Annotated in this window: 18 protein-coding genes and 1 tRNA gene; 8 read left to right on the top strand and 11 right to left on the bottom strand. The window is 56.3% G+C overall.

Annotated features, from left to right (window positions below):
- Positions 1-115: 115 nt before the first annotated feature.
- Entirely contained in the window at positions 116-1,462 is a 1,347-nt protein-coding gene (locus CLM58_RS05700; RefSeq protein ID WP_095594970.1) for a CapA family protein, read from the bottom strand.
- A gap of 218 nt (positions 1,463-1,680) precedes the next feature.
- Here CLM58_RS05700 and CLM58_RS05695 point away from each other — a divergent pair, with 218 nt between their 5' ends.
- Together CLM58_RS05695 and CLM58_RS05690 are read left to right on the top strand one after the other, a co-directional pair.
- A complete protein-coding gene (locus CLM58_RS05695) occupies positions 1,681-4,362 on the top strand; it encodes an AMP-binding protein (protein WP_158221860.1) in 2,682 nt (893 codons plus the stop codon).
- Positions 4,362-5,666 carry an MFS transporter gene (locus CLM58_RS05690; protein WP_095594968.1) on the top strand — a complete coding sequence of 435 codons (1,305 nt, stop codon included), beginning with the start codon at positions 4,362-4,364 and terminating at the stop codon, positions 5,664-5,666. The genes CLM58_RS05695 and CLM58_RS05690 overlap by 1 nt, the downstream gene beginning before the upstream one ends.
- Before the next feature lie 307 nt (positions 5,667-5,973).
- Here the strand turns inward: CLM58_RS05690 and CLM58_RS05685 are convergent, their stop codons facing one another.
- The 7 genes from CLM58_RS05685 to chvE form a co-directional block, all read right to left on the bottom strand.
- Entirely contained in the window at positions 5,974-7,476 is a 1,503-nt protein-coding gene (locus CLM58_RS05685; protein WP_095594967.1) for an aldehyde dehydrogenase (NADP(+)), read from the bottom strand.
- Positions 7,477-8,391: a dihydrodipicolinate synthase family protein gene (locus CLM58_RS05680; RefSeq protein ID WP_095594966.1), complete on the bottom strand. Its 915-nt coding sequence runs from the start codon at positions 8,389-8,391 to the stop codon at positions 7,477-7,479.
- Positions 8,392-8,503: 112 nt separating this feature from the next.
- Positions 8,504-9,427, bottom strand: coding sequence for a Gfo/Idh/MocA family protein (locus CLM58_RS05675; protein ID WP_095594965.1), 924 nt, complete (start codon positions 9,425-9,427; stop codon positions 8,504-8,506).
- On the bottom strand, positions 9,427-11,169 hold the full coding sequence (gene araD / locus CLM58_RS05670) for an L-arabinonate dehydratase (RefSeq protein WP_095594964.1): 1,743 nt from the start codon (positions 11,167-11,169) through the stop codon (positions 9,427-9,429). The genes CLM58_RS05675 and araD overlap by 1 nt, the downstream gene beginning before the upstream one ends.
- Positions 11,170-11,172: 3 nt before the next feature.
- A complete protein-coding gene (gene mmsB / locus CLM58_RS05665) occupies positions 11,173-12,408 on the bottom strand; it encodes a multiple monosaccharide ABC transporter permease (protein ID WP_095594963.1) in 1,236 nt (411 codons plus the stop codon).
- A gap of 12 nt (positions 12,409-12,420) precedes the next feature.
- Entirely contained in the window at positions 12,421-13,941 is a 1,521-nt protein-coding gene (gene mmsA, locus CLM58_RS05660; RefSeq protein ID WP_095594962.1) for a multiple monosaccharide ABC transporter ATP-binding protein, read from the bottom strand.
- Between the two features lie 72 nt (positions 13,942-14,013).
- On the bottom strand, positions 14,014-15,069 hold the full coding sequence (gene chvE / locus CLM58_RS05655) for a multiple monosaccharide ABC transporter substrate-binding protein (RefSeq protein WP_095594961.1): 1,056 nt from the start codon (positions 15,067-15,069) through the stop codon (positions 14,014-14,016).
- A 149-nt stretch (positions 15,070-15,218) separates the two neighbouring features.
- Between chvE and CLM58_RS05650 the strand changes: the two genes are divergently transcribed.
- The 5 genes from CLM58_RS05650 to CLM58_RS05625 all read left to right on the top strand — a co-directional run bounded on the left by CLM58_RS05650 (position 15,219) and on the right by CLM58_RS05625 (position 21,023).
- Positions 15,219-16,136 (top strand): LysR family transcriptional regulator, encoded by a 918-nt coding sequence (locus CLM58_RS05650; RefSeq protein ID WP_095594960.1) that lies wholly within the window; start codon positions 15,219-15,221, stop codon positions 16,134-16,136.
- A gap of 679 nt (positions 16,137-16,815) precedes the next feature.
- On the top strand, positions 16,816-18,069 hold the full coding sequence (locus CLM58_RS05640) for an ABC transporter substrate-binding protein (protein WP_095594958.1): 1,254 nt from the start codon (positions 16,816-16,818) through the stop codon (positions 18,067-18,069).
- A gap of 45 nt (positions 18,070-18,114) precedes the next feature.
- Positions 18,115-19,017 (top strand): carbohydrate ABC transporter permease, encoded by a 903-nt coding sequence (locus CLM58_RS05635; protein WP_095594957.1) that lies wholly within the window; start codon positions 18,115-18,117, stop codon positions 19,015-19,017.
- Positions 19,014-19,907: a carbohydrate ABC transporter permease gene (locus CLM58_RS05630; RefSeq protein WP_095594956.1), complete on the top strand. Its 894-nt coding sequence runs from the start codon at positions 19,014-19,016 to the stop codon at positions 19,905-19,907. Before CLM58_RS05635 ends, CLM58_RS05630 begins: the two co-directional genes overlap by 4 nt.
- A gap of 3 nt (positions 19,908-19,910) precedes the next feature.
- Complete coding sequence (locus tag CLM58_RS05625) at positions 19,911-21,023, top strand: ABC transporter ATP-binding protein (RefSeq protein ID WP_095594955.1); 1,113 nt, start codon at positions 19,911-19,913, stop codon at positions 21,021-21,023.
- Positions 21,024-21,083: 60 nt separating this feature from the next.
- On the opposite strand, the gene CLM58_RS05620 is transcribed toward CLM58_RS05625, so the two are convergent.
- Together CLM58_RS05620 and CLM58_RS05615 are read right to left on the bottom strand one after the other, a co-directional pair.
- A complete protein-coding gene (locus tag CLM58_RS05620; protein ID WP_095595214.1) occupies positions 21,084-21,377 on the bottom strand; it encodes a putative quinol monooxygenase in 294 nt (97 codons plus the stop codon).
- Positions 21,378-21,737: 360 nt separating this feature from the next.
- Positions 21,738-21,814 (bottom strand) — tRNA-Met (locus CLM58_RS05615).
- A 147-nt stretch (positions 21,815-21,961) separates the two neighbouring features.
- On the opposite strand from CLM58_RS05615, the gene CLM58_RS05610 reads away from it, so the two are divergent.
- Positions 21,962-22,975 (top strand): glycosyltransferase family 2 protein, encoded by a 1,014-nt coding sequence (locus tag CLM58_RS05610; protein ID WP_095594954.1) that lies wholly within the window; start codon positions 21,962-21,964, stop codon positions 22,973-22,975.
- Here CLM58_RS05610 and CLM58_RS05605 read toward each other — a convergent pair.
- A complete protein-coding gene (locus tag CLM58_RS05605; protein ID WP_095594953.1) occupies positions 22,909-23,832 on the bottom strand; it encodes an NAD(P)-dependent oxidoreductase in 924 nt (307 codons plus the stop codon). The genes CLM58_RS05610 and CLM58_RS05605 overlap by 67 nt on opposite strands.

The following is a 23,832-nucleotide window of genomic DNA, read 5'->3' as shown; positions in this document are numbered from 1 at the left end:
GGCTGCGGGCAATCGGGATAGCGAAAATAGTTCGGCATCCACCCCGCCAAAGGCACTCTCAACGGCGCAATCCAAAACTGTAAGCTCTGCGCGAGCCCAATCAGTGAGTGAGCGCCTAGCGCCAATCCGTTCCGAGAACTAAATCCGAAAAACTGCTCAACTCATCGACATAGGTTTGCATGGCACTATCTAGCCGATGACCTTTGAGGTCCCGAAGGGGGACACATGCCGCCCGCGTTTTCCCCTGCACTTCTTCCCCCAAAAAAGCGACCGGTGTAAGCTCCAAAGCCGTGACCAGCTTCTTCGGATCACCCCCAAGGTGACCTTCACCAATCGCTAAGTTCGCGACAATACTGAGGGTCGTGTAGGCCGCGGACATCGTCGGCGTGAGATTGCCCAGACTGTATAGGATCGGAACAGATTTCCAGGGAGCGTTTTCTGGTCGGTAGATTTCGACGGGCTGTATTACATGGGGATGTGTTCCGATGATGGCGTCAGCGCCTGCCTCGGCGATCTGGTGCGCCCAGTCTAGCTGAACAGGAAGCGGGTAAAACTCCCACTCAGCCCCCCAATGAAGACAAACAATCACAATGTCGCAACCCGCCTGCCGCGCATCCTCAATCTGACTCAATAGTCGCGACAAGTCAGGAGACCGCTCCACGTGGAAAGGAGTGACGTCCACCATCCAAGGCTTCCCATCGGGTAAAGGCTTTTCATTTACGCAATAGGTGTGCGCAATCCATCCTACTTTTACGCTGCCAACGTCCAAGACCTTTGGTGTATTCGCAAGCGCCTCGGTTTCGAACACACCAATGTGTTCAATGCCGCTTTGCTTCATCGCCTCCAAACTTGCCAAAATCCCAGCTTCGCCAGCATCCAAAACATGATTGTTGGCAAGTTGAAGTACGTCGAACCGACTTTGCTTGTGATGAGTCAGAACCTCGAATTGATCCCGTGTGACATTGAGGATCGGCGTCCCACCGACCTCAAAATCCCCAATGTTCCGTAATTCACCCGGGGCAATCGTGCATTCGAGGTTGGCAAAGGCACAATCGGCACCAAAAATCAGGTCTTCGACATGCCGGTAAAGGCCGTCTTTTGAGTCTTCAATGTGAATGGCAGGCATCAGGTCACCTACCGCACTAAAGCGGTATTCCGTCTCGGTGGTGAACCCTGCCGGCTTCAAGTCGAAACGCGCCTTTCGAAAAGGCTCGAAATATTCTTTAAGCCCCGCGCCTTTCATGGGTTCCGTGATTGGGTTCACGCACTTTTGCGCCCAATATGCCATGAACTCCGGGTCACGGGGGTTCCATAGAATGTCTTCCGGCGTACGCCAGCGCCCAGCGGCATACGCATCTTCAACGAGTTGAGTTAGGGCGGCACGCATTTCATCGTCAAAGCCCTGGTAACTGCCGAGGTCATCATGAGGCATATCGATCGGCTTGAGGGTACTATGTGGCATCAACCATTCCCTTCCTCTTTTTGCGAGCGGCCCTCTTCGCTACAGGCTTCTCCGCACAATGATCTTAGGTAAGTTCATAGGGAATTCTGCGGAAAGAACCGCGACGCCGGCCATGACCTGAGTCAATTGCCGCTCTCTGCCGAAAGCGAAGAACGAGGCCCACGAACCAGTAATGTCGTTGACTTAGATCAACGCCAGTTTTCCCGGAATGCCCAGAATTGGACCATTCTGCGCTTTTTGGGAGTTATGACATGCATCCTGAAAGAGCATTCGATCACCAGCTTCGCTGGACTCCAACCGACCTGCTCGGACAGTTGGACAGAATGGGAGAACAGCCGACGATCAAGGCCGTCGCAAGCGGCGTTGTGAAGGAGTACTCTGGTGTAGAGCTCGCTGACTTGATCCGTGGGGCAGCCGCAAGGTTGACCGATGCCGATATCGGTCGAGGAGACACGGTTGCAATTTGGGCGCCGAATTCCGCGGCATGGGTCTCGGCTGGAATTGCCTGTCACCTGCTCGGCGTCATACTGGCACCCATTGATGCGATGCTTTCCGCTGAAGAAGCCCGACAGCAGATCGAAGACTCAAACGTCTCCACCACATTTGTGGCCGAGGCAACAGTGCAAGCACTCGGGCAAAATACACCTACAATCTTGCTGGAAACAGTAGAGCCTTCCAAACGGCCAATACCCGATGTCGCCTTAACTGCGGACATGCCGATCGCTTTATTTCGAACTTCCGGCACAACTGGAAAGCCAAAGAAGTTTCACCTGAGTTTGCAGAACATAGGCTGGAACGTGGCCGTCATGAGCGAAAGTGGAGAGTTCTCAGATCGTGACAGGATACTTATGCCACTACCCATGCATCACGTCTTTCCTTGGATTTCCGCAACTCTTCCCTGCCTGACTTTGGGCGCGGCTCTCGTCCTACCAGAAAGCCCAACAGGTCCTCATCTCGCAGAGGCCTTGAAACTTACGAGGCCGACGATCCTTATTGGTGTTCCCAGACTGTACGAAGCACTTCTGGATGCCATCCGAATTCGTCTACGCGGGATTAGCCCACTGGCAGTTCAAGTCTACGAAAGCTTGCTTGGTACAGCCATCAGACTGAAGCGGCTGTCGGGCGGGGCAATTGGTTCCCTCCTGCTCGCACCTATTCGTCGAATGATCGCGGCCGAGCTTCGAATGGTCGTTTCTGGCGGCGCCCATCTGAAACCATCCATTGAAGCAGAAATGGAAGCCTTGGGTTGGGATGTCCGCGGCGGATATGGGCTCGCCGAAACATCAGCGTCTGTAACCGCACCTTTGGGCGGGAAAAGACTTGGGTCCACTGGTCGTGCGGTGGAAGGATGCAGCGTGAGGATCGACAATCCAAACTCGGAGGGTATCGGTGAGATTCTGGTTAGTGGTCCCGTTGTTTTCTCTGGCTACATCAACAACCCGGACGCAAATACCAGCTCATTTACAGATGACGGATACTTCCGGACTGGCGATCTGGGGCGCATGGATGACGACGGTTTTCTTTTTGTAACCGGTCGGATCAAAGAGGTTATCGTCTTGTCAGGCGGTGACAACATCTTCCCGGAAGACGTGGAAGCCAAGTTTCTCACCGATCCCGTCATTGCCGAAATCGGCGTGTTGGAAAAGGACGGGACTCTTGTCGCCGTGATCGTCCCTGACATGGCAGAGATCGCCAGACGCAAGCTGATCAATCCCGAGGAAATTGTCTCAATTGCCGTGGCTTCGGCGGCGAAATCTCTGCCAAGCACATGGAGGCTGAGTGGTTTCGTGTTGTCACGCGAACCCCTTCCCCGAACACGGTTGCTTAAGCTGCGACGTTTCATGCTGCCAAAGATCTACGACGATCTTCTTTCAGGCCAAGAAGCCAAAGCCACAGCACTTTCTCCTGAAGACAAGTCGTGGATCGCGGAAGAACCGCAGAAGAGCCTATGGAAAATCTTGCAGCAAGAGTTTCCTGACTCTGATCTAAGTCTGGATGGCTACGTCAGCTACGAACTCGGCCTCGACTCCTTTGGCTGGATGAACTTGTCACTAGAGATAGAAAAGTCGACTGGAGTCCGTCTTTCGCTTCTGGATATCGCCAAAATCGCGACGATCCGGGACATGTTCACAGTCGTGGCAGAACGCTTGGAAGCAGGGCCCGACGATACCTTCACCCAAGCAGACAGTACTGCAGCGGTGGAGAAGTGGCTTTCCCAACGCAGCCGGTCAGAGACTGCCCTGGGTTGGCTGCTCTATCTCTGCAATTCTCTGATAATGCGGGTTTATTTTCGTGTGCGGTCCGAGGGTCGTGAAAACCTTTCGAAACTGGGTGATGCGCCGTTCCTGATCTGCCCGAACCATGTAAGCGACCTTGATGCCTTGGTTTTGGCCGCCTCACTGCCCAGTTCGATCAGGCACCGGACTATGTGGAGCGGATCGCGAGGAGCGGCATTTGGCACAGGATTCCGGCGCGCGGTTGCACGTTCGGTCGGAATGTTCCCTGTGGATCAGGAAGCCCCGATGATCGCGATTGATATTGCAGTCGAGGCGCTGAACCGTGGAATGGTGCAGGTCTGGTTTCCAGAAGGTCTGCTGTCCCCAGATGGTAAGCTTCTGCCTTTTCATGTTGGAGTTGGCCACATCATTGCCCGATCCGAAGTACCCGTAGTTCCCGTAATCATAAAAGGAACCTTCGAGGCACTCCCCCGCGAGCGGCGTATCCCCCGCCCCAAGGCAGTCCGCATCATCTTTGGGAGCCCAATTGACCCTAAGGAATTTAAGCAAGGCAGTAAGAGCTCGGAAAGTGACGAGCAATTTATTGCCAACAAGCTGCGCCAGAAACTGCTGGATCTTGCTGCAGACAATGGCGCGGACCTTCGAAGTCATGGAGATGCTTGATGTCATCAAAGGCCCCCAAGAAACCGACCCGACTTCGCCATATCGTTTTCTGGTGCATGTATGACTGGGGGAACTCAAGCTTCCCCGCTGTCATTCTCTCTTTCGTATTTGCCCCCTATTTTCTGAGCCATGTCGCCGAAGATGCAATCTCGGGTGAAGCACAATGGGGTTTCGCCATTTCTGCCTCGGCCATCATTGTTGCCTTTCTTAGCCCCGTATTTGGATCCTTCGCTGATCGCAGTGGGCGTCGGCGGCCTTGGCTTGGGCTTGCGTCATTCGTCGCCATCCTTGCGACAGCCGCGATGTGGAATGTCATGCCTGCACCGGAGTCCGCGTTGTTGGCGCTGTTCTTGCTCGCGATCGCAAATGCGGCCTTTGAGCTCGCCTATGTCTTCTACAACGCGATCTTGCCGCGTGTCGCATCCGAAGAGACACTCGGTCGAATTTCCGGTTTCGGCTGGGGGGCTGGTTACCTTGGATCATTGGCAGCGCTTGGCGTGGTCATGCTTCTTTTCATCCAACCAGATCCCCCGCTTTTCGGACTAGATCTAGATGCGCAAGAACCACTTCGCGCGACAGCGCTCTTCACAGCCCTTTGGTTTCTTTTGTTTGCCGCTCCACTGGTCTTTTTCGGCCCACCCGAAAGATCGAGAAATGAGCCTGCGGGAGTTATTATCCGATCTGGTCTAAAAGAGTTGTGGCAGACCATTCGCGGCCTGCGCCGGACCCCCTCGATTGCATGGTTCCTTGTGGCGCACATGCTCTATATCGATGGCGTCAACACGCTGTTTGTATTTGGGCCCCTGATCGCGGTCGGATATTATGGCTTCGAGGAGAGTGAAATACTGCTCTTCGGGGTCACGGTTTACCTTGCAGCAGGTCTGGGCGCCTTTGGTCTAGGCTGGCTGGACGACCATATTGGTGCGAAACGGCTTTTGTTGATTTCTCTCATGGCGATTGTCGGTCTTTCCCTGACGCTCGCCAATGTTGATGGGAAAATCCTCTTCTGGAGCATAACCGGTATCCTCGCACTATTCTTCGGTCCGGTTCAGTCTTCCAGTCGAAGCCTGATGGCCCGCCTCGCGCCAGAAGACCAGCGCGCCAAGCTTTTCGGGCTTTACGCCCTTGCAGGCCGGGCGATCGCTCCATTCGGCCCCGCCGCTGTAAGTGCTGTGATCCTTGCAACCGGCAATCAAAGGGCTGGAATCGTCGTGGTGGCTTGCTTCCTTTTGACCGGAGCTCTTGTGTTGCTTCTGGTGCAAGACCCGACGAAAGCACGAACACGTGGTGAAACGGTCGAATAACCAGATGCATATCGTTACCAACCGGATCAACGCGTCTGCAAAAAACTTTTAGTAACCAAACAAAAACGACCGGGGATTCTAACCAGACCGGCGTGGAGGATGGTGGCGGAGCGGGGACTTGCCCCCCGACACGCTGATGATGACCCGCCGATTTGGGAGACACTTCGCGTCTGCCTTTTTAGCTGCACTCTCTTTAAGCTAGAACCAAGCCATAAACTCCGCGACGCACTGACTTCATAAATCCGGCTCAGACACTTGGTGAACAAGAACCGTGCAAGTTGAACCGGCAAGAATTCGACCGAATTTCTTACCCTCTCAACTCGTTCGGCAATAGTCCGTCGGGAAGGTTTTGATAACTAACGGGTCGGAGCCATCGGCTGATGGCAAGTGTACCGACAGAAGTTGCGCGGACGTCAGTCGATGCCGGGTATGGGCCACCATGCATCATGGCAGAGCAGACCTCGACGCCAGTGGGGAAGCCGTTGGCCAGGATGCGACCGGCCTTCTCTTCGAGCACAGGCAACAGGTCGCGAGCCAAACCTATATCGCCGTCGTCCAGATGAAGGGTGCAGGTCAATTGGCCTTCAATCCTGTCGGCCAAAGCCTGCATTTCAGCCGCATCGTCGCACAGAACGATTATCCCTGCGGCGCCGAACACTTCGTGTTGCAACTTCGGCGTGGCCAGCCACTCTTCTGCCGAGACCTTGAACAGCGCGGGCAGAGCGTGGCGAGCTGTGGTCGCCGTCCCACAGGACGAGACCTCTTGCATCAGGTCACGGAAGTCGCCCACACCTTGTTCAAAGGCATCATGGATGCCGTCAGTCAGCATTTTCTGGGCGGGCACGTCGGCCAATGCCACAGCGCAGGCCTCTTCCAGCGCCATGGTGCCCTCGCCTGCCACCATCACGGCCACACCAGGGTTGGTGCAGAACTGCCCTGCCCCCATGGTCAGCGACCCGGCCCAGCCTGTACCAATCTCGGCGCCGCGGGCCGCGACTGCCTCGGGTAGACAGAACATAGGGTTCACTGACCCAAGCTCGCCGTAAAACGGGATTGGGTTCGGGCGAGAGTGACACAGATCGTACAAAGCGCGTCCTCCAGCCAGCGAGCCAGTAAATCCCACCGCAGCGATCTCGGGGTGTTGCATTAGGGCAGAGCCGACCTTGCGACCGGATCCCTGCAGCATCTGGAAGGTAGCTTTGGGCATACCGCAGCTTTGTGTCGCCTTGGCAATCGCTTGTGCCACCAGTTCGGCGGTTCCTGCATGTGCGTGGTGGCCTTTGACGATCACGGGGCAACCTGCGGCCAAAGCAGACGCCGTGTCGCCACCAGCGGTCGAGAAGGCCAGCGGGAAATTCGACGCACCAAACACAACAACTGGGCCTAAGGGTTTGTGCGTCAGGCGCAGATCGGGACGGGGGAGTGGCGTCCGATCGGGTAGCGCCTTGTCTTTGCGGATATCAAGATACTCGGTGCTCTGGATCAGCTCTGCAAACATGCGCAACTGTCCGGTAGTCCGGCCACGCTCTCCCACAAGGCGGGCCTCGGGCAGGCCGGTTTCGGCCATGCCGGTGGCAGTGATTTCATCGCCCAGAACATCGATTTCGTCAGCGATGGCATTCAGGAAAGCGGCACGGTCCGCGCGGCTGGAATTTCCATAGGCGCGAAAATCCCTGCGCGCGGCTTTGCAAGCGTCATCGACCTGAGCGCCTGACGCCTGTGCAAATGTCTGCCCGTCCAGATCGGCTGAGGCATGCGCCTCTTCAGAGCCCAACCACGCGCCATCAATCAAATTTTTTCCAAGGATCATTTACTTTCCCCAAGACAGGACCACCGGGTCCAGAGGTTTCAAAAGGTCAATCAGCCGCGACCGGATCGCCGGGTGCAGCGGCGGGATCGGGTGGCGACAGAAATCGGATTTGATCACGCCACCTTCGACCATAGCCGCCTTACAGGACTGCCAGCCGCATTGGCGGTTCTCGTGATTGATGGCCATGGCCACTCGGCCATAGGCGGCGGTCGCGTCGTCGATGCGGCCCGCGTGATAATGTGTCAGCACCGGTTTGATCTGGTCGACGATCATGCCCGAGGTCATCGACCCCGTGGCACCGGCGTCCAAATCAGCCAGAAGTGTGATCGCCTCTTCGCCGTCGAAGGGCGCCTCAATGGCATCGCCACCTTCTGCGATAAGATCACGCAGTTTGTTGGCGGCACGCGGGCATTCGATCTTGAACAGCTTCACCATCTCGATCTCTTGCGCCATCTTCACCAGAAGCGGCACAGGCAGATCGACACCCGACAAAGGCGCGTCCTGTACCATGATCGGGATACCCACCTCACCAACAGCGGCGAATTGTTCATAGGTCTGCTGGCCAGTGCCTTTCAGAAGCGCACCGTGATAGGGCGGCATCATCATCACAATGTCCGCGCCCAATTCCTTGGCAAACTGTGCTCGCTCAACCACGATCCGGGTGGCGTAATGGCTGATGGTCACGATCACAGGCACCCTACCCGCGATATGTTCCAGCGAAAGACGCGTCAGAACCTCGCGCTCGGCGTCTGATAGAAGAAACTGCTCCGAAAAATTGGCCAGAATGCAGATCCCGTCCGCGCCCTGATCAATCAAGCAATCCAAGACCCGCTTCATCCCCTCATGGTCAAGCGACCCATCATTGTGAAACGGCGTCGGCGCTACTGGCCAGATACCTGTGTATGGCTTTTTCATTGTCATTCTCTTGTCGGTTCCGGGTCAGTGGGGAGAGTGCCCGCAGCTAAAAAAGTGCCACGATACCTGATCGCGACTGGTGAAACTTGGGCAGGCCTGCTTGGTCATTTCATCACCACTCGAACGGCGCGACGGTTACACGTTTGCCAAGGGTGAAGGCATCCGCGACGTGGCGCATCGGCGCAAGATCAATGTCAACGGTGCCGGTTTTCACCAGGTCTGCCATTTGCGAATAAAGCCTGGGATATTCCCCGCTTAACCCGGGCACGCATTTGTCGGGCGCACCGTCGATCGTCAGCTTGCCACCGCCATTTTCCATCAACATGTGCCCCTCTTCAGCAACAACCTCGATTGACCAGGTCGGCGAACCGGGCTCCAGCCAATCGAGGTCAAGCGTCACCTCGGCCCCTTGCGGATGATAGAAGCGGCAGTTCGCGGCGATCGGGGTTTCGCGGTTTTCTGGGAAGTGCAGTTCTGCCGCGCAAAGATGGATTGGGTCGGGTAAAATTTCAGTTAGGATCGACAACGCGTTAATCCCGGGGTCGAAAACACCCAGACCGCCTGCCTCAAATACCCAGTCCTGACCGGGGTGCCATTGTCGCACGTCTTCTTTCCATGTGATCGTCACACGCCGCAGGTTTTTATCTTTCAGCCAAGCCTTTGCCCCGGGCACCTTGTCGGCCTGACGCGAATGCCATGTCGCATAGAGAGATACGCGCTGCGCCCGCGCCATGTCGGCCAGCGCATGACACTCTGACAGCGTCGCCCCAGGGGGTTTTTCCAGCATCACATGGCGCCCAGCGCGGATAGCGCGCGCGGCATAGTCGAAACGTGGCACAGGTGGCAAGCACAGCGACACCACGCGGATATCGGGGCGTTCTGCCAGCATCCTGTCAAAGTCGGTAAAGGCAGGAACACCGCCGACCGAACCCTGACGCGAAACAGTGGCTGCCAATTCCCAGTCCGGGCTGTCAGTAATTGCGGGAACGTGTTGGTCCAATGCAATCTTTCCAATCCCAACAAGAGCGATCTGCATCAATGCGAGTCCTTTCCGACCGCCGCCCCGCGACAGCCTTTGAGGAAATCGAGATCAGCGCCGGTGTCAGCACCTTCCACGTGGGCTTGGTGCAGCCATTCATAACCGCCGCTGAGCACTGGATGCTGAGGGGTCCAGTCCTTCAGTCGCGCGGCAAGTTCTTCGTCTGGAATATCCAGATGTAGACTGCGGTTCTCTACGTCCAGCGCAATCACATCGCCATTGCGCACGACCGCCAGTGGCCCGCCCGCCGCTGCCTCAGGAGATGTATGCAAAATGACCGTACCATAAGCTGTGCCAGACATTCGGGCGTCGGAGATGCGGATCATATCGGTGATCCCCTTCTTCAGAACCTTTGGCGGCAGACCCATATTTCCAACTTCTGCCATGCCGGGATACCCCTTGGGCCCACAGTTCTTCAAAACCATGATGCAGGTCTCGTCGATGTCCAGCGTGTCGTCTTTGATCTTGGCTTTGTAGTCATCAATGTCTTCGAACACGACTGCCCGGCCTCGATGCTTCAACAAGTGCTTCGACGCGGCAGAAGGCTTCAGAACCGCCCCTTTGGGGGCAAGGTTCCCTTTCAAGACGGCGATCCCACCTTGTGAGGTCAATCCTTTCCCGACAGGGCGGATGACGTCCTCATTGTGGTTCAGAACATCTTTAACCTCTTGCCAGATACTGGTGCCCGACACGGTCAGGGCATCCTTGTGCAGCTTACCTGCCTCGCCAAGACGCTTCAGAACCACTGGCAGGCCGCCGGCATAAAAGAACTCTTCCATCAAATATTCACCTGATGGCATCAGGTTCACGATGGTTTCGACATCGCGCCCACATCGGTCCCAATCATCAAGAGACAAGTCGACACCCACTCGCCCGGCAATCGCAAGCAAGTGGATAACTGCGTTGGTCGAACCTCCAATCGCGCCATTCGTACGGATCGCATTTTCGAAAGCTTCCTTGGACATGATATCTGAAGGCTTCAGATCGTCCTTCACCATTTGAACGATCCGACGCCCGGACAGTTGCGCCATCACCCGACGGCGGCTGTCGACGGCCGGGATTGCAGCGTTGCCGGACAGGGCCATGCCAAGTGCTTCTGCCATAGAGGCCATGGTGCTGGCAGTTCCCATCGTGTTGCACGAGCCGGTCGAGCGCGACATGGATTGTTCGGCCTCAAGGAATTCTTCCTGGCTCATTTCTCCGGCATTGACCGCCTCCGAGAACTTCCACAAGTGCGTGCCAGATCCGACACGTTCGCCTCGGAAATACCCGTTAAGCATCGGCCCGCCGGTTACTACGATTGACGGAATGTCAGTCGACGCAGCAGCCATCATAAGCGACGGGGTGGTTTTGTCGCAGCCCACCATCAGGACTGCACCGTCGATGGGCTGGCCGCGCATCTGCTCTTCAATGCTTAACGCCGCCAGATTGCGGTACATCATCGCCGTAGGACGGAAGGTGTTTTCCGACGCAGAGAAGACGGGCACCTCGACCGGGAAGCCCCCGGCCTCCCAAATGCCAGCCTTTACCTTCTCGGCCAACTCTCGCAGGTGACCGTTGCAAGGGGTCAGGTCGGACCAAGTGTTCAGGATCCCGATCACCGGGCGGCCATCGAACAGGTCGTTCGGGTAGCCTTGGTTTTTCAACCAACCACGATGATAGATCGTGTCGCGCGACGTGCCGCCGTACCATTCCTGGCTACGCAGTTTCCGGGGCCACTTTGCAGGGGTGAAGGTCATAGCTCAGCCCTGCTTCGACTTATTGTAAACGTCGAAGATCACCGCTGCGAGCAGCACAAGTCCCTTGATCATCTGCTGATAGTCAATGCCGATACCCATAATTGACATACCGTTGTTCAGTACGCCCATCAGGAAGGCCCCGACCACGGCGCCGACGATCTTGCCAACACCGCCAGACATCGAGGCACCGCCGATGAAGACCGCTGCGATCACATCAAGTTCCAGCGCAAAACCGGCTTTTGGGGTCGCTGTGTTCAGGCGAGCCGCAAAGACCAGTCCTGCTGCCGCAGCCAGAAGGCCCATGTTGGCAAAGGACAGGAATGTCAGGCGCTCTGTCTTGATACCTGACAACTTGGCGGCTTTCTCGTTTCCGCCCAATGCATAGATGCGGCGACCAAGCGTCGTTTTCTCGGTGATAAAGGCGTAGATGATGGTCAACACGCCCATGGTGATCAGAACGTTCGGCAAACCGCGGAAGGTGGACAGTTTGAACATGATAAAGATCAGGGCCAGACCGACGATGGCGTTCCGAGCAATAAAGAAGCTGCGTGGTTCGTCCACGATGCCATAGGCCCGGTTGCGGGCTCGTTTGCGCATTCCCATCCAGACGATCACGAAGGCCGCGACAAGACCGGTGCAAAGCGCCAGAACGTTCACCTTGCGAGCATCAAAGATAGGGGCGAGGCTTTCACCGATGCTCGCCGGGAAAAGGTCCGGGACAAAGCCGTTGGCGAGAACCTGAAACTCTTTCGGGAAAGGGCCGACGGATTGACCTTCCAGCAGCCACAAGGACAAGCCACGGAACACCAGCATCCCCGCCAAAGTCACGATGAAGGATGGGATTTTCCAATAAGCCACCCAGTAGCCTTGCGCAGCGCCAATCAGCGTCCCGCACACCAGACAGACAAGGATCGTCAGGTAGGTGTTGATCTCGTAATTCACGATCATCACGGCCGCCAAGGCCCCGATGAACCCCATTACAGAGCCCACCGAGAGGTCAATATTGCCAGAGACAATGACGACGAGCATCCCCAGAGCCATGATGATGATATAGCTGTTTTGAAGCAGCAGGTTGGTGATGTTCACCGCGCGCAGCAGCGTGCCGCCGGTGACGATCTGGAAGAACGCCATGATTGCGATCAGCGCAAACAGAAGGCCATATTCCCGCAGGTGGGCTTTAAGGTATTCGCCGATGCCTTTGGTTTCGGTTTCCATATCCGTGGTCTCAGCCATTGCCATCCCCGGGTCTCCTTATTCGGTCACGATGAGCGACATGATGCGCTCCTGGCTAGCCTCTTCGGCGGTCAGTTCACCGACAAGGGCCCCTTCGTTCATTACGTAAATGCGGTCGCACATGCCCAAGAGCTCGGGCATCTCGGACGAGATCATCAGAACGCCTTTGCCCTGCGCGGACAGATCATTGATGATCCCGTAGATTTCAAACTTCGCGCCAACGTCGATGCCGCGGGTGGGTTCGTCTAGGATAAGAACGTCAGGCTGCGCAAACAGCCATTTTGACAAAACGACCTTCTGCTGGTTCCCCCCAGACAGGTTCATCACCTTCTGGAACACGCTTGGTGTGCGGATGTTCATCGCGTTGCGGTATTTCTCGGAAACCTCGGTTTCCTCGTTTTCATTCAAGATGCCGCCCGAGGACACTCCCGGTAGATTTGCCAAGGTAATATTGCGCTGAATGGTCTCTTCCAGGATCAACCCAAGACTTTTACGGTCTTCAGTGACATAGGCTAAGCCCGCATCAATCGCCTTTGGCACACTAGAGACATCGGCAGGCTGCCCCTTGATCGCGACAGAGCCAGAGATATTGCGCCCATAAGATCGGCCAAACAGGCTCATCGCCAATTCGGTACGGCCAGAGCCCATAAGGCCCGCGATGCCTACGACCTCTCCAGCGCGAACATTGAAGGCGGCGTTCTTGATGACTTGACGTTCCACATGCTCTGAGTGCCAGACGTTCCAGTCCGTCACCTCCAGCAACATATCGCCAGCACGCCGTTCGCGGTCCGGATAGCGGTGTGCCATATCCCTCCCGACCATGTCGCGCACGATGGCATCTTCGGTGATCGGCTGCGTTTTGGCATCCATCGTCGACACGGTTGTGCCATCGCGGATCACCGTCACGCTGTCCGCCACACGACGAACCTCGTTCAGCTTGTGACTGATGATGATACTGGTCACGCCATGCGACTTCAGTTCCAGCATCAGATTCAATAGCGCCTGACTGTCTGCCTCGGACAAGGCCGCGGTGGGCTCGTCTAAGATAAGCAGGCGGACTTCCTTGGACAGCGCCTTGGCGATCTCGACCAGCTGCTGTTTGCCCACCCCCAGTTTATCTACCAGAGTTGTGGGCGCCTCGCTGAGCCCGACCTTCTTAAGAAGCTCTTCGGTGCGCTTGAAGGTACCCTGCCAATCAATGATCCCGCCCTTGGTAAGTTCGTTTCCCAAAAACAGGTTCTCGGCGATCGACAAAAGCGGAACCAAAGCCAGTTCCTGATGAATAATGATGATCCCTCGCCGTTCGCTATCCGCGATATCGCCGAACTCTGCCAACTGGCCATCATAGTGGATTTCGCCGTCATAGCTGCCTGCGGGATAGACCCCGGACAGGACTTTCATAAGTGTGGATTTTCCGGCGCCGTTTTCACCGACAAGCGCGTGGATCTCACCTTCCTTGACGGTCAGGTTGACCTCGTCCAGCGCCTTGACGCCCGGGAAGGTCTTGGTGATCGATCGCATTTCCAGAAGCGCGGACATTGCCAACCCCTGTGGTTAGTCTGGACCTGCCCGGACCGCAGTCCGGGCAAGCCAGGAAGATTGAAGCTTTGGTTACTTGATCTGGTCGATGGTGTAGTAACCCGACCCGATCAGACGCTCTTCCCAGTTGGCGGCCGTCACCGGCAGCGGCTCCAACAGGTATGAAGGAACAACTTTGACGCCGTTGTCATAAGTCGACGTGTCGTTGATCTCAGGTTCGCCGCCTTTCAGGACCGCGTCCACCATACCGACGGTTACACCAGCAAGTGTTCGCGTATCCTTGAAGATGGTCGAATATTGCTCGCCAGCCAGTATCGACTTGACCGAGGGAACTTCGGCGTCTTGACCGGTCACGATTGGCATTTTCATGTCGCCCGACCCATAGCCGACACCTTTCAGCGACGACAGGATACCAATGGACAGGCCATCGTAGGGTGCCAGAACGCCGTGTACTTCCTTATCGGTGTAGTGCGCCGACAGAAGGTTATCCATGCGCGCCTGTGCAACCGCACCGTCCCAACGCAGAGTGCCCACGGTGTCCATGCCCATCTGGCCCGACACGATGTTGACCGATCCAACGTCGATCAGCGGCTGGATGACGCTCATCGCACCGTTGTAGAAGAAGTAGGCGTTGTTATCGTCCGGCGAACCGCCAAACAGTTCGACGTTCCAAGGTTTGACATCGCCATACCGCTCTTTCAAACCGTTGACGAGGTTGGTCGCCTGCAGCACGCCAACCTTGAAATTGTCGAATGTGGCGTAATAGTCGACGTTCCCGCTGTCGCGGATCAGACGGTCATATGCGATGACTTTGATGCCTGAGGCTGCCGCATTTTCAAGTGCGTTCGACAAGGTCGTGCCGTCGATGGCGGCGATCACAAGTACATCGACGCCTTTCGTGATCATGTTCTCGATCTGGGCAAGCTGGTTCGGAATGTCGTCTTCTGCATATTGCAGGTCTGTCTCGTAACCAGCCGCAGCGAATTGCTCGACCATCGACTCGCCGTCAGAAATCCAGCGGGCAGACGACTTGGTCGGCATTGCAATACCTACGGTTCCTTCGGCATAGGCCCCAGAGGCCAGCAAAATGGCTGTGCTGGCGGTTGCCAGCAGTGATTTGAAATTCATGATTTTCCTCCAATTGGATGCGCCATTTTGTAATGGCGCGGCCTCCCTGATGAGCTCGGATGAACTCGGGGAAGAGGTAACCCTTGGTCAACATATCTTTCAATTCGCAATTCTAGCAATTTGCATACCATTTATGATATGCATCCGACATGGACTTTGCACGAAGACTTAAGCCGCATCAGTTATGGTTGTTGGTGAAAATCGCCGAAACCGGACAGCTTCAACTTGCCGCGAACAAAGCCGCTATGTCGCAACCGGCGGCGTCCCGCATTCTTGCGGATGTCGAGACTCTGGTAGGTAATCCGCTTTTCATTCGCCATCCGAAAGGAATGGAAACAACCCAAATCGGCAAGGTTTTCGTTCGGCATGCAAAAGTCATTCTTGAAACTCTGGATGAACTAGAGATCGAGGCCACGCGAATTTCAAAGGGGGACGTTGGACATGTTCGTATTGGCTCGGTAACCGGCCCAGCAGTTGGCAGCCTGATGCCGGCAGTGCGTCAAATCAGAGCCGAGACACCAGAGATAGAACTAACCATTGAAGTCGGGCCTTCTACAGATCTTGTCAGGGGATTAAGCGAAGGACGCTTCGACTTTGTTATTGCCCGACTTCCACCCGAATACGACAGCCGCGACTTCAAACTTCACCCCGCCCGCAGCGAGAAGGTATCACTTCTCGCGCACCCCGACCATGAACTCGTCGGTAAGCCCAGCGTTGCCCTGGAAGAAACACTTTCTTACCACTGGGTCATCCAAGAGCTTGGCTCTCCCATTCGGCAGGCAGTCGAGTCCGCATTTCTACACCAAGGCCTTCCGACACCACCAAGGGTCACAAACTCGTCGTCCTTGCTTGTGGTCCTGTCGCTTCTTGAAAGCCCAAACACGATTTCGCCGCAAACTCAGGAAGTCGCCACACTGTTATCAAGCGGACCGCTTCAGGCTGAAATTGCTATATTGGATGTTGCGGCCCCAATGACGGTCTCGCCCTGCTTCATCATTGAAAACCGGTTTGGCTCTCTCAGCAAAGCAGCCGAGCGCGTTCTGACCGCAGTACTTTCTCGACTGTAGGGACCATAATTGACCCGCATCGAAATGCTCCAAGACGTACAATCGCACCGAAAGGAATAGTGCCCGATCCTAAAGCTTGATCAGGCGCTCACCTTAGAACGAAGAGGCACCATAGCTGAGGGGAAGTAGTAACGGAGCAGGGACTTGCCCCTCCGACACGCGGATTATGATTACCCCTGCTTCTCGGGTTTCCGAATTGTATTGTGGCAACATAAACTGGAAACCCCGGTGTGCTTCAGCATGAGAAATCAAGCCAACAGCGGATCACTATCCAGCTTTTTGAACACCTCCACAACATTTTCCGGGCTCTCGACCAGGGGGCCATATACATCCATCATCACTGTATGGGAGGGATTGCCTACCAGAACCACCTTCTAGGTAATTGGTTGCTGAGCGAACAGAGCTGTCCGAGTGCGATTGACCGCATTCTGAAGACGGGACTTGTCTTGTGCTTTCAGTAAACGGGAAACCCCATGAAACTGGACAAAGTTAGTCGCCATCCACGAAGGGCGGCCGCGCAAAAATTCCTCAATTGATCTTCATCAAGGCGCGATGACAGGCGGAGCGATATACGTTCCTGCGAGCTCACAATTTTTGAGTGGTCCTTTCGGTGTTGCGACGTCGTCGGACTTCGGCAAGCCGTTCAATCTGCAACCGTTATATTTGGGAGGAACTAAGTATGATTAAGATTCGCAAAGTCGCTGCAATTAGCGCATTGGGAGCAGCGCTGCTGAGCAACTCCGCTCTGGCTGACGGAACCGTGGAGGTTCTGCATTGGTGGACATCGGGCGGCGAGGCAAAGGCGGTCGGAACGCTCAAGTCTGCGTTTGAAGACCAGGGTGGCACCTGGAATGACTCGCCCATTGCAGGCGGCGGCGGTGATGCCGCGATGACTGCGCTGCGCGCACGTGTCGTAGCCGGAAATCCACCCACTGCCGTTCAGCTCAAAGGGCCAGGAATTCAGGAGTGGGCCCAGCAGGGTGCGCTTAACGATGTGCAGGGTGTCGCGGAAAGCGATAACTGGGATGCCGTCCTGCCGCCCGCGCTGGCTGGTATCATGAAGTTCGATGGCAACTACGTGGCCGCGCCCGTCAACATTCACCGGGTTGACTGGTTTTGGGCCAATCCCGCGCTGCTGGAACAGGCGGGTGTGACCGAGATGCCGACCACTTGGGACGAGTTCAACGCCGCTGCTGACAAGCTGATGGCGGCAGGCATCACACCGCTTGCCCATGGCGGACAGCCTTGGCAGGACGCCACAGTTTTTGAAGACGTCGTGCTTGGCATCGGCGGGGCCGAATTCTTCCGCAAAGCCCTCGTCGAACTTGACCAAGAGGCGCTGACCTCAGAGACAATGGTCGCCTCCTTCGACCAACTCCGCAAACTGCGGGGCTATGTCGATCCCAACTTCCCCGGAAGAGACTGGAACCTGGCTACCGCGATGGTGATGCGTGGCGAAGCGGCATTCCAGATCATGGGCGACTGGGCAAAAGGCGAGTTTCTGGCCGCTGGAAAAGTGCCGGGCAAAGACTTTGTTTGCGCACCGACGCCCGGCAACGGGTTTGTCCTGAACTCTGACAGCTTCACCTTCTTCAAGGTCTCGGGAGAGGACAATCTAGAAGGCCAGCGGGTTCTGGCAGGCCTGATCATGTCGCCGGAATTCCAGAAAACGTTCAACCTTGCGAAGGGCTCAATCCCGGCGCGGACAGACGTGCCGCTTGACGAGTTCGATATGTGCGCACAGCGGTCGCATGCCGACCTGATCGCCGCGATTGAGAATAACTCCCTCGTCCCATCGATGGCGCATGAGATGGCGATCTCGCGTTCGGTGCGGGGAGAGTTCCTTGATCTCGTGACCGAGTTCTTCAACTCGGACATGTCCTCAGAGGACGCAACGCGACGTCTGGCCGAAGCCGTCGCTCGCGCAATGTAAATGATCGAGAGGCCCGGGCGACACCGCCCGGGCCGGTTTTCAGAGATGTCTGATGCACCTTCCTTCAGTCTAAGAACCGGCCACTGGTTCGAACGGCATCTGCCCAAGATTGTCGTCCTGCCGCTCTTCGCGCTGAGTCTGTTCTTCGTTTACGGCTTCATCGCTTGGACGGCCTATATCTCGCTGACGCCGTCCGGGATCATGCCGAACTATGAGTTGCAGGGGTTCGCTCAGTATGAACGGCTCTGGGCCACGCCGCGATGGTACGTTGCCATCACGAACCTCTTTGTCTTCACCAGCCTGTTCATTGTCATCTCTATGGCTATCGGGATCCTTCTTGCGATCTTGCTCGACCAGAGGGTTCGGGCCGAGGGCCTGATCCGCACCATATATCTTTACCCCATGGCGCTTAGCTTCATTGTGACAGGGACTGTGTGGAAATGGATACTCAATCCCGGCCTTGGCATCGAGAACCTTGTTCGCAAGGCTGGATTCGAAGACTTCACTTTCGACTGGCTCGTCAACTCGGACTACGCAATTTACACTCTGGTCATTGCAGCTGTCTGGCAAAGCTCGGGCTATGCGATGGCGCTTTTTCTGGCAGGCTTACGCTCTGTCGATGACGAGATCCTGAAGGCCGCCGCCGTCGACGGGGCCAGCTCATGGAAGACCTATACCAGCATCGTGCTGCCAATTTTGCGTCCGGTGTTCCTGTCGACGGTTATCATCCTTGCCCACCTCGCGATCAAAAGCTTCGACCTTGTCGTCGCACTCACTGGGGGGGGACCAGGATACGCAACCGACATGCCCGCGACCTTCATGTACGCCTTCGCCTTCCAGCGAAGCGAACTAGGGGTCGCCGCGGCCAGCGCCACGATCATGCTGATGACGATCACCGCGATCATTGTCCCCTATCTTTACTCGGAACTCAGGAAGACGGGCCAATGAGACCTAGAACAACCAACGGCATCGTCCGCCCCCGGACATTGCAAAGCTCCGTGCTCCGCGGGCTCCTTTTCCTCGTACTTGGCCTGTTTTGCCTCTACTACCTGATCCCTCTCATCGTGATGATCTCAACATCGCTGAAATCGCTGACCGAGATCCGGGAGGGAACGCTTATCAGCCTGCCGAGAGAGATCACTTTTGACGCCTGGTCGAAAGCTTGGGAATCGGCGTGTGTCGGTGTGCGCTGCGACGGGCTGAAGCCCTTCATGTGGAACTCAATCGCCATGGCGGTACCTGCGGTGCTGCTGTCCACCACACTTGGCGCGATAAATGGCTATGCTTTGACGAAATGGCGGTTTCCGGGGGCGAACTGGATCTTCGCACTGATCCTCTTTGGCGCATTTATTCCCTTTCAGGTCGTGCTTTTGCCAATGGCACGCACACTCGGCCAACTTGGGTTGGCGGGCACTGTCCCGGGATTGATCTTGGTTCACACGGTCTATGGGCTGGCCTTCACAACGCTGTTCTTCCGCAACTTCTTCATTGGCGTCTCGGACGGGATCGTGAAGGCAGCGCAGATCGACGGGGCCGGGTTCTTCGGTATCTTTTTCAAGATCGTGCTACCGATGTCGATCCCGGCGATCGTTGTCACGGTGATTTGGCAGTTCACCCAGATATGGAACGACTTCCTGTTCGGTGTCGCCTTCACCATCGGCGACAGCAACCCTGTCACCGTCGCGCTGAACAACGTCGTCAACACCTCGACAGGCGTGAAAGAGTACAACGTCGACATGGCGGCGGCGATCATCGCAGCTTTGCCAACCATGCTCGTATATGTGGTCGCCGGTGCGTATTTCGTGCGCGGCCTCTCGGCGGGATCAATGAAAGGATAAAGTATGGCGGCCGGGATAGAGTTGAAAAACGTGCAGAAATCCTTCGGCAACACCGAGGTCATCAAGGGCATAGATCTTAATATCGAACCCGGAGAATTCGTCGTACTGGTTGGACCGTCTGGGTGCGGAAAGTCAACGTTGCTAAATCTAATCTCTGGCCTAGAGACCCTGTCCGGAGGAGACGTCACAATCGGCGGAAAGGTGGTCAACAACACCCCGCCGCGCGATCGAGACATAGCCATGGTCTTTCAGTCCTACGCGCTCTACCCCACCAAGACCGTGCGCGACAATATCACCTTCGGAATGCAGGCGCGGCGGGTCCCAAAAGCCGAGCAGGACGCCGCAGTCGCCGCCTTTAGTGGCCTTTTGCAAATCGACCACCTGCTAGATCGGAAACCGGGGCAATTGAGCGGCGGTCAGCGCCAGCGTGTTGCCATGGGCCGTGCCCTGGTACGCGATCCCGACGTATTTCTTTTTGACGAACCCTTGTCGAACCTTGATGCAAAACTCCGCATCGACATGCGCACCGAGATCAAGAAACTGCATCTCCGATTGGGCAAGACCGTTGTCTATGTGACCCATGACCAGATTGAAGCCATGACGCTGGCATCGCGGATCGCGGTCATGGATGAAGGGCGAATACGACAATACGGCCCTCCGGAAGAGATATATGAGAACCCGGTAGACTTGTTCGTTGCTGGCTTCATGGGCTCTCCCCCGATGAACATGCTGCCCGGTCGGTTGCTTAGAACCGGCGACGAAGTCTTTGTCGAAACTGGGGACGATGAAGCCAGAGTTCGCTTTCCCCTGCCAGACGCGATTGCCAACCGGATTGAAGTTGGCAATGGGCATGAAGTCGTATTGGGGTTGCGACCGGAAGCCATCTTTGCCGCTGGAACCGAACTGCCAGGCGCAGATCGGTTCATCTTTGAGCGCCCCGTCGAAGTCGTGGAACCGACTGGACCAGATACCATGATCGTCTTTGGCATCGGGTCAGTTGAACTGATTGCCCGAGTTCGCCCAGAGGACGCCCGCGACCCGGGAACCCCCTTCAGCTTTGAAGTCGACATGTCAAAGGCAAAACTGTTCGACCAGTCGAGCGGCCGCTCGTTGTAACCGTCCTCAGACAAATCATGCACTAACGATCAAACTAGACCGGTCGGATGCGGCTGCCCACTACCGCGACTTCACTATTGCACCAGAAACGGGGTCAGTTACGCCCAACGCTGGAGAAATCTCCTCAAGGAAACCTCGAAATGTGTCTAGAAACGCAATCATGGATGGCCGAGCCGCCACAAGCGCAGCTTCGCTTTCCCACTCGCCGAAGGACACAAAAGAGGTTTCGCCGGTTTGAACCAACCGATGAGATTCCAGTCCTGTCCACTTCTCCATTTGGTCAAACGCTGCCAGAAACTCGCTAACACAGTCGGGTTTCACCGAAAATCTCACGGAATTTGCAAATTCTCCCATAACCTTTTCCTCCCTTGCTGTTTTGCATTTAGTTTGCAGTAAGCCAGCCGCTCTCGGCACACAGCGGAGAACCAATAAGGTTCGTCAATAGATCGGCTAAACTGATACGAAACTAAACTTTATCCAGAATGCTGCATTGATCTACAGCAAACGCCAGACGACATTTGACCCCACGAACTGCTTGGAACTGTCTCCCAAGTACGTTTATCCAATTGTCGATGTGATGATGACGGCTATGAGGTTCCCGTCGAATTCGCCGCTGTAGGTGGCACAAGGCCATAACGCGGCGTTTCTACCAGTTTGAGCACCACCCTACCCAAACAAAAGGCCCGGCGATTTCTCACCAGACCTGCGGGGAAATGGTAGCGGAGGAGGGACTTGAACCCCCGACACGCGGATTATGATTCCGCTGCTCTAACCAACTGAGCTACTCCGCCAGAAGTGAGCGGTGTGCTAAGGGAGCGCGCCAACAGGGTCAAGGGGGAATCCGGCGCTGCAGTGAAAAATTTCTCCACATTCGATGCTACGGGCTTAATCCGACATTAATCCAATGTCCGACAAGCTTTGCCGGAAGGAGCATTGCGATGTTATCTCCGAAGATAGGTGTGGTTATCGTGACCTATAACGCAGCCCAGACAGTTGGGCCTTGCGTGAACAGTCTTTTGCCCTGTCCGGACAGCCGGATGCGGATTGTGATTGTAGACAATTGTTCGACCGACGAAACCCGGGATGTTGTGATGGGTTTGTCGGAGCAAAATCCCCAGATCGACCTTATCCGGGCCTCGGGCAACATAGGGTTCGCGGGCGGCGTTAATCTGGGGCTTCAACAGCTGCTTCGGGATCGGGAGATCACGCATTTCTGGCTGCTCAATCCAGATTGCATCGTGTCTGGCGGGACAGTCAGCCGCCTGATCCAATTTCTAGAGGCTGGTAAGGGGGCCGGGCTAACCGGTGGACGCGTCGCTTATGTAGAGCCATCGGATCGAATTCAGACTGACGGCGGCACTGTGAACTGGAAGACGGGCGTGACACATAACCTGCACCAGAACCTTTCAGCCCTGCGATGCCCCTCGCCTGATCCGGAGCAAATCGACTTTGCCTCGGGCGCCAGCCTTCTTGTATCTCGCCGATTTGTCCAAGACGTGGGCCTGATGGATGAAGGTTTCTTCCTGTATTACGAAGAAAGTGACTGGGCCATGCGGCGGGGAACCTTCCCGATCGAGTACTGCGATGGGTTCACTGTCGAGCACCACGCAGGCGCGGCGATTGGGTCCGCTGTTCCGGGGCGGATGCCCTCGCCACTGTCAGCCTATTTTCTTCATCGCAGCCGGATGCGGTTCCTGCGAATCTGGGGATCGGGTCCAAGTTGGAGGGCCAAGGCGTTCGGCATTGGCAAGGCGCTGCAGTTGGCGTTGCGTGGCGGGTTTGCGCCTGCGAGTGAAGTTTTACGTGGCACCTTCGGGCTGGGTCCGTCCAAACGGACTGCGGCCCTATTGCCGCCAGAGGTTCAGGCCGCGTTGAAAAGCGACGACTACAGAACCTCAACCCCGTCTTCGTCGCGCAAGCTGCCACCTTCGCCCAGCCAGACGACGCGCTGACCAGCGCGTGACATCGCAAGCGCAGCCGTACGCTTGGACGGCGTGTCAAAAGCGGACCCAATGCGCTCTGCGTCCCGGCGCGCCAATTCAAGCGCTGCAGAGGCATCTGGGTCGTGGAAGATCACGTCGGCCTCTTGCAGGCGCTGAACGGCGCGCAGGGTCAGAAGATCAGCGGCTTGCGGGATGGCCATGACGGTCAAAACTCCCTTCCCCGCATCATCTGGCGCGCCTCCGGCTGCAATGGCGTCTTTCACCATCATGGCTGCCTCACGCTCTGCACCTGCTGCATGGCGACGACGCGGTGTTTCTGCAAAAACCCAGCGCCAGAACTCGCGCCGACGTTCTCGTGGCACTCGGGCGGCTACGGCACCGCGCAGACGCCCGGCCAAAGCTACGAATTGGCCAAGGCCAGGTTCCAGAAGCGTTTCGACCTGAGTTTTGATTTGACGGCCCAGCACAGGTGCATTGCCTTCGGTCCCGATGGCGACAACCACCGGATCGCGGTCCACGATCGACGGCGTGACCGCATCGCACAGCTCTGGTTGGTCGACGACATTCACAACCGCGCCGCCCTCTTTCGCCAAAGCGTGCAAAGCCGCATCGCAGCCGGGGCAACCTGTTGCGATAAAGGTCAGCGCGGTATCCGCAAAAGTGGCCGGGGTGATCGGGCCCGCGTCATGTTTGGCGCGTTTGTGGTCAACCAAAGACGCCAGTTCATCGTCCAATTCCGGCGCGAGCAATGTGATCTCGGCTTCGGTCTTCAGCATCAAGCGACTTTTCTGGGCAGCTTGCTCGCCTCCACCCGCGATAACAACGCGGCGGCCTGCCATTTGCAGAAACATCGGAAAGGTTTTCAT

The organism is Actibacterium pelagium, from assembly GCF_002285415.1.
Taxonomy (GTDB): Bacteria; Pseudomonadota; Alphaproteobacteria; order Rhodobacterales; family Rhodobacteraceae; genus Actibacterium_B; species Actibacterium_B pelagium.
Note: the sequence above shows the minus strand (reverse complement) of the source record. Positions and strands in the feature narration are given on the sequence as shown.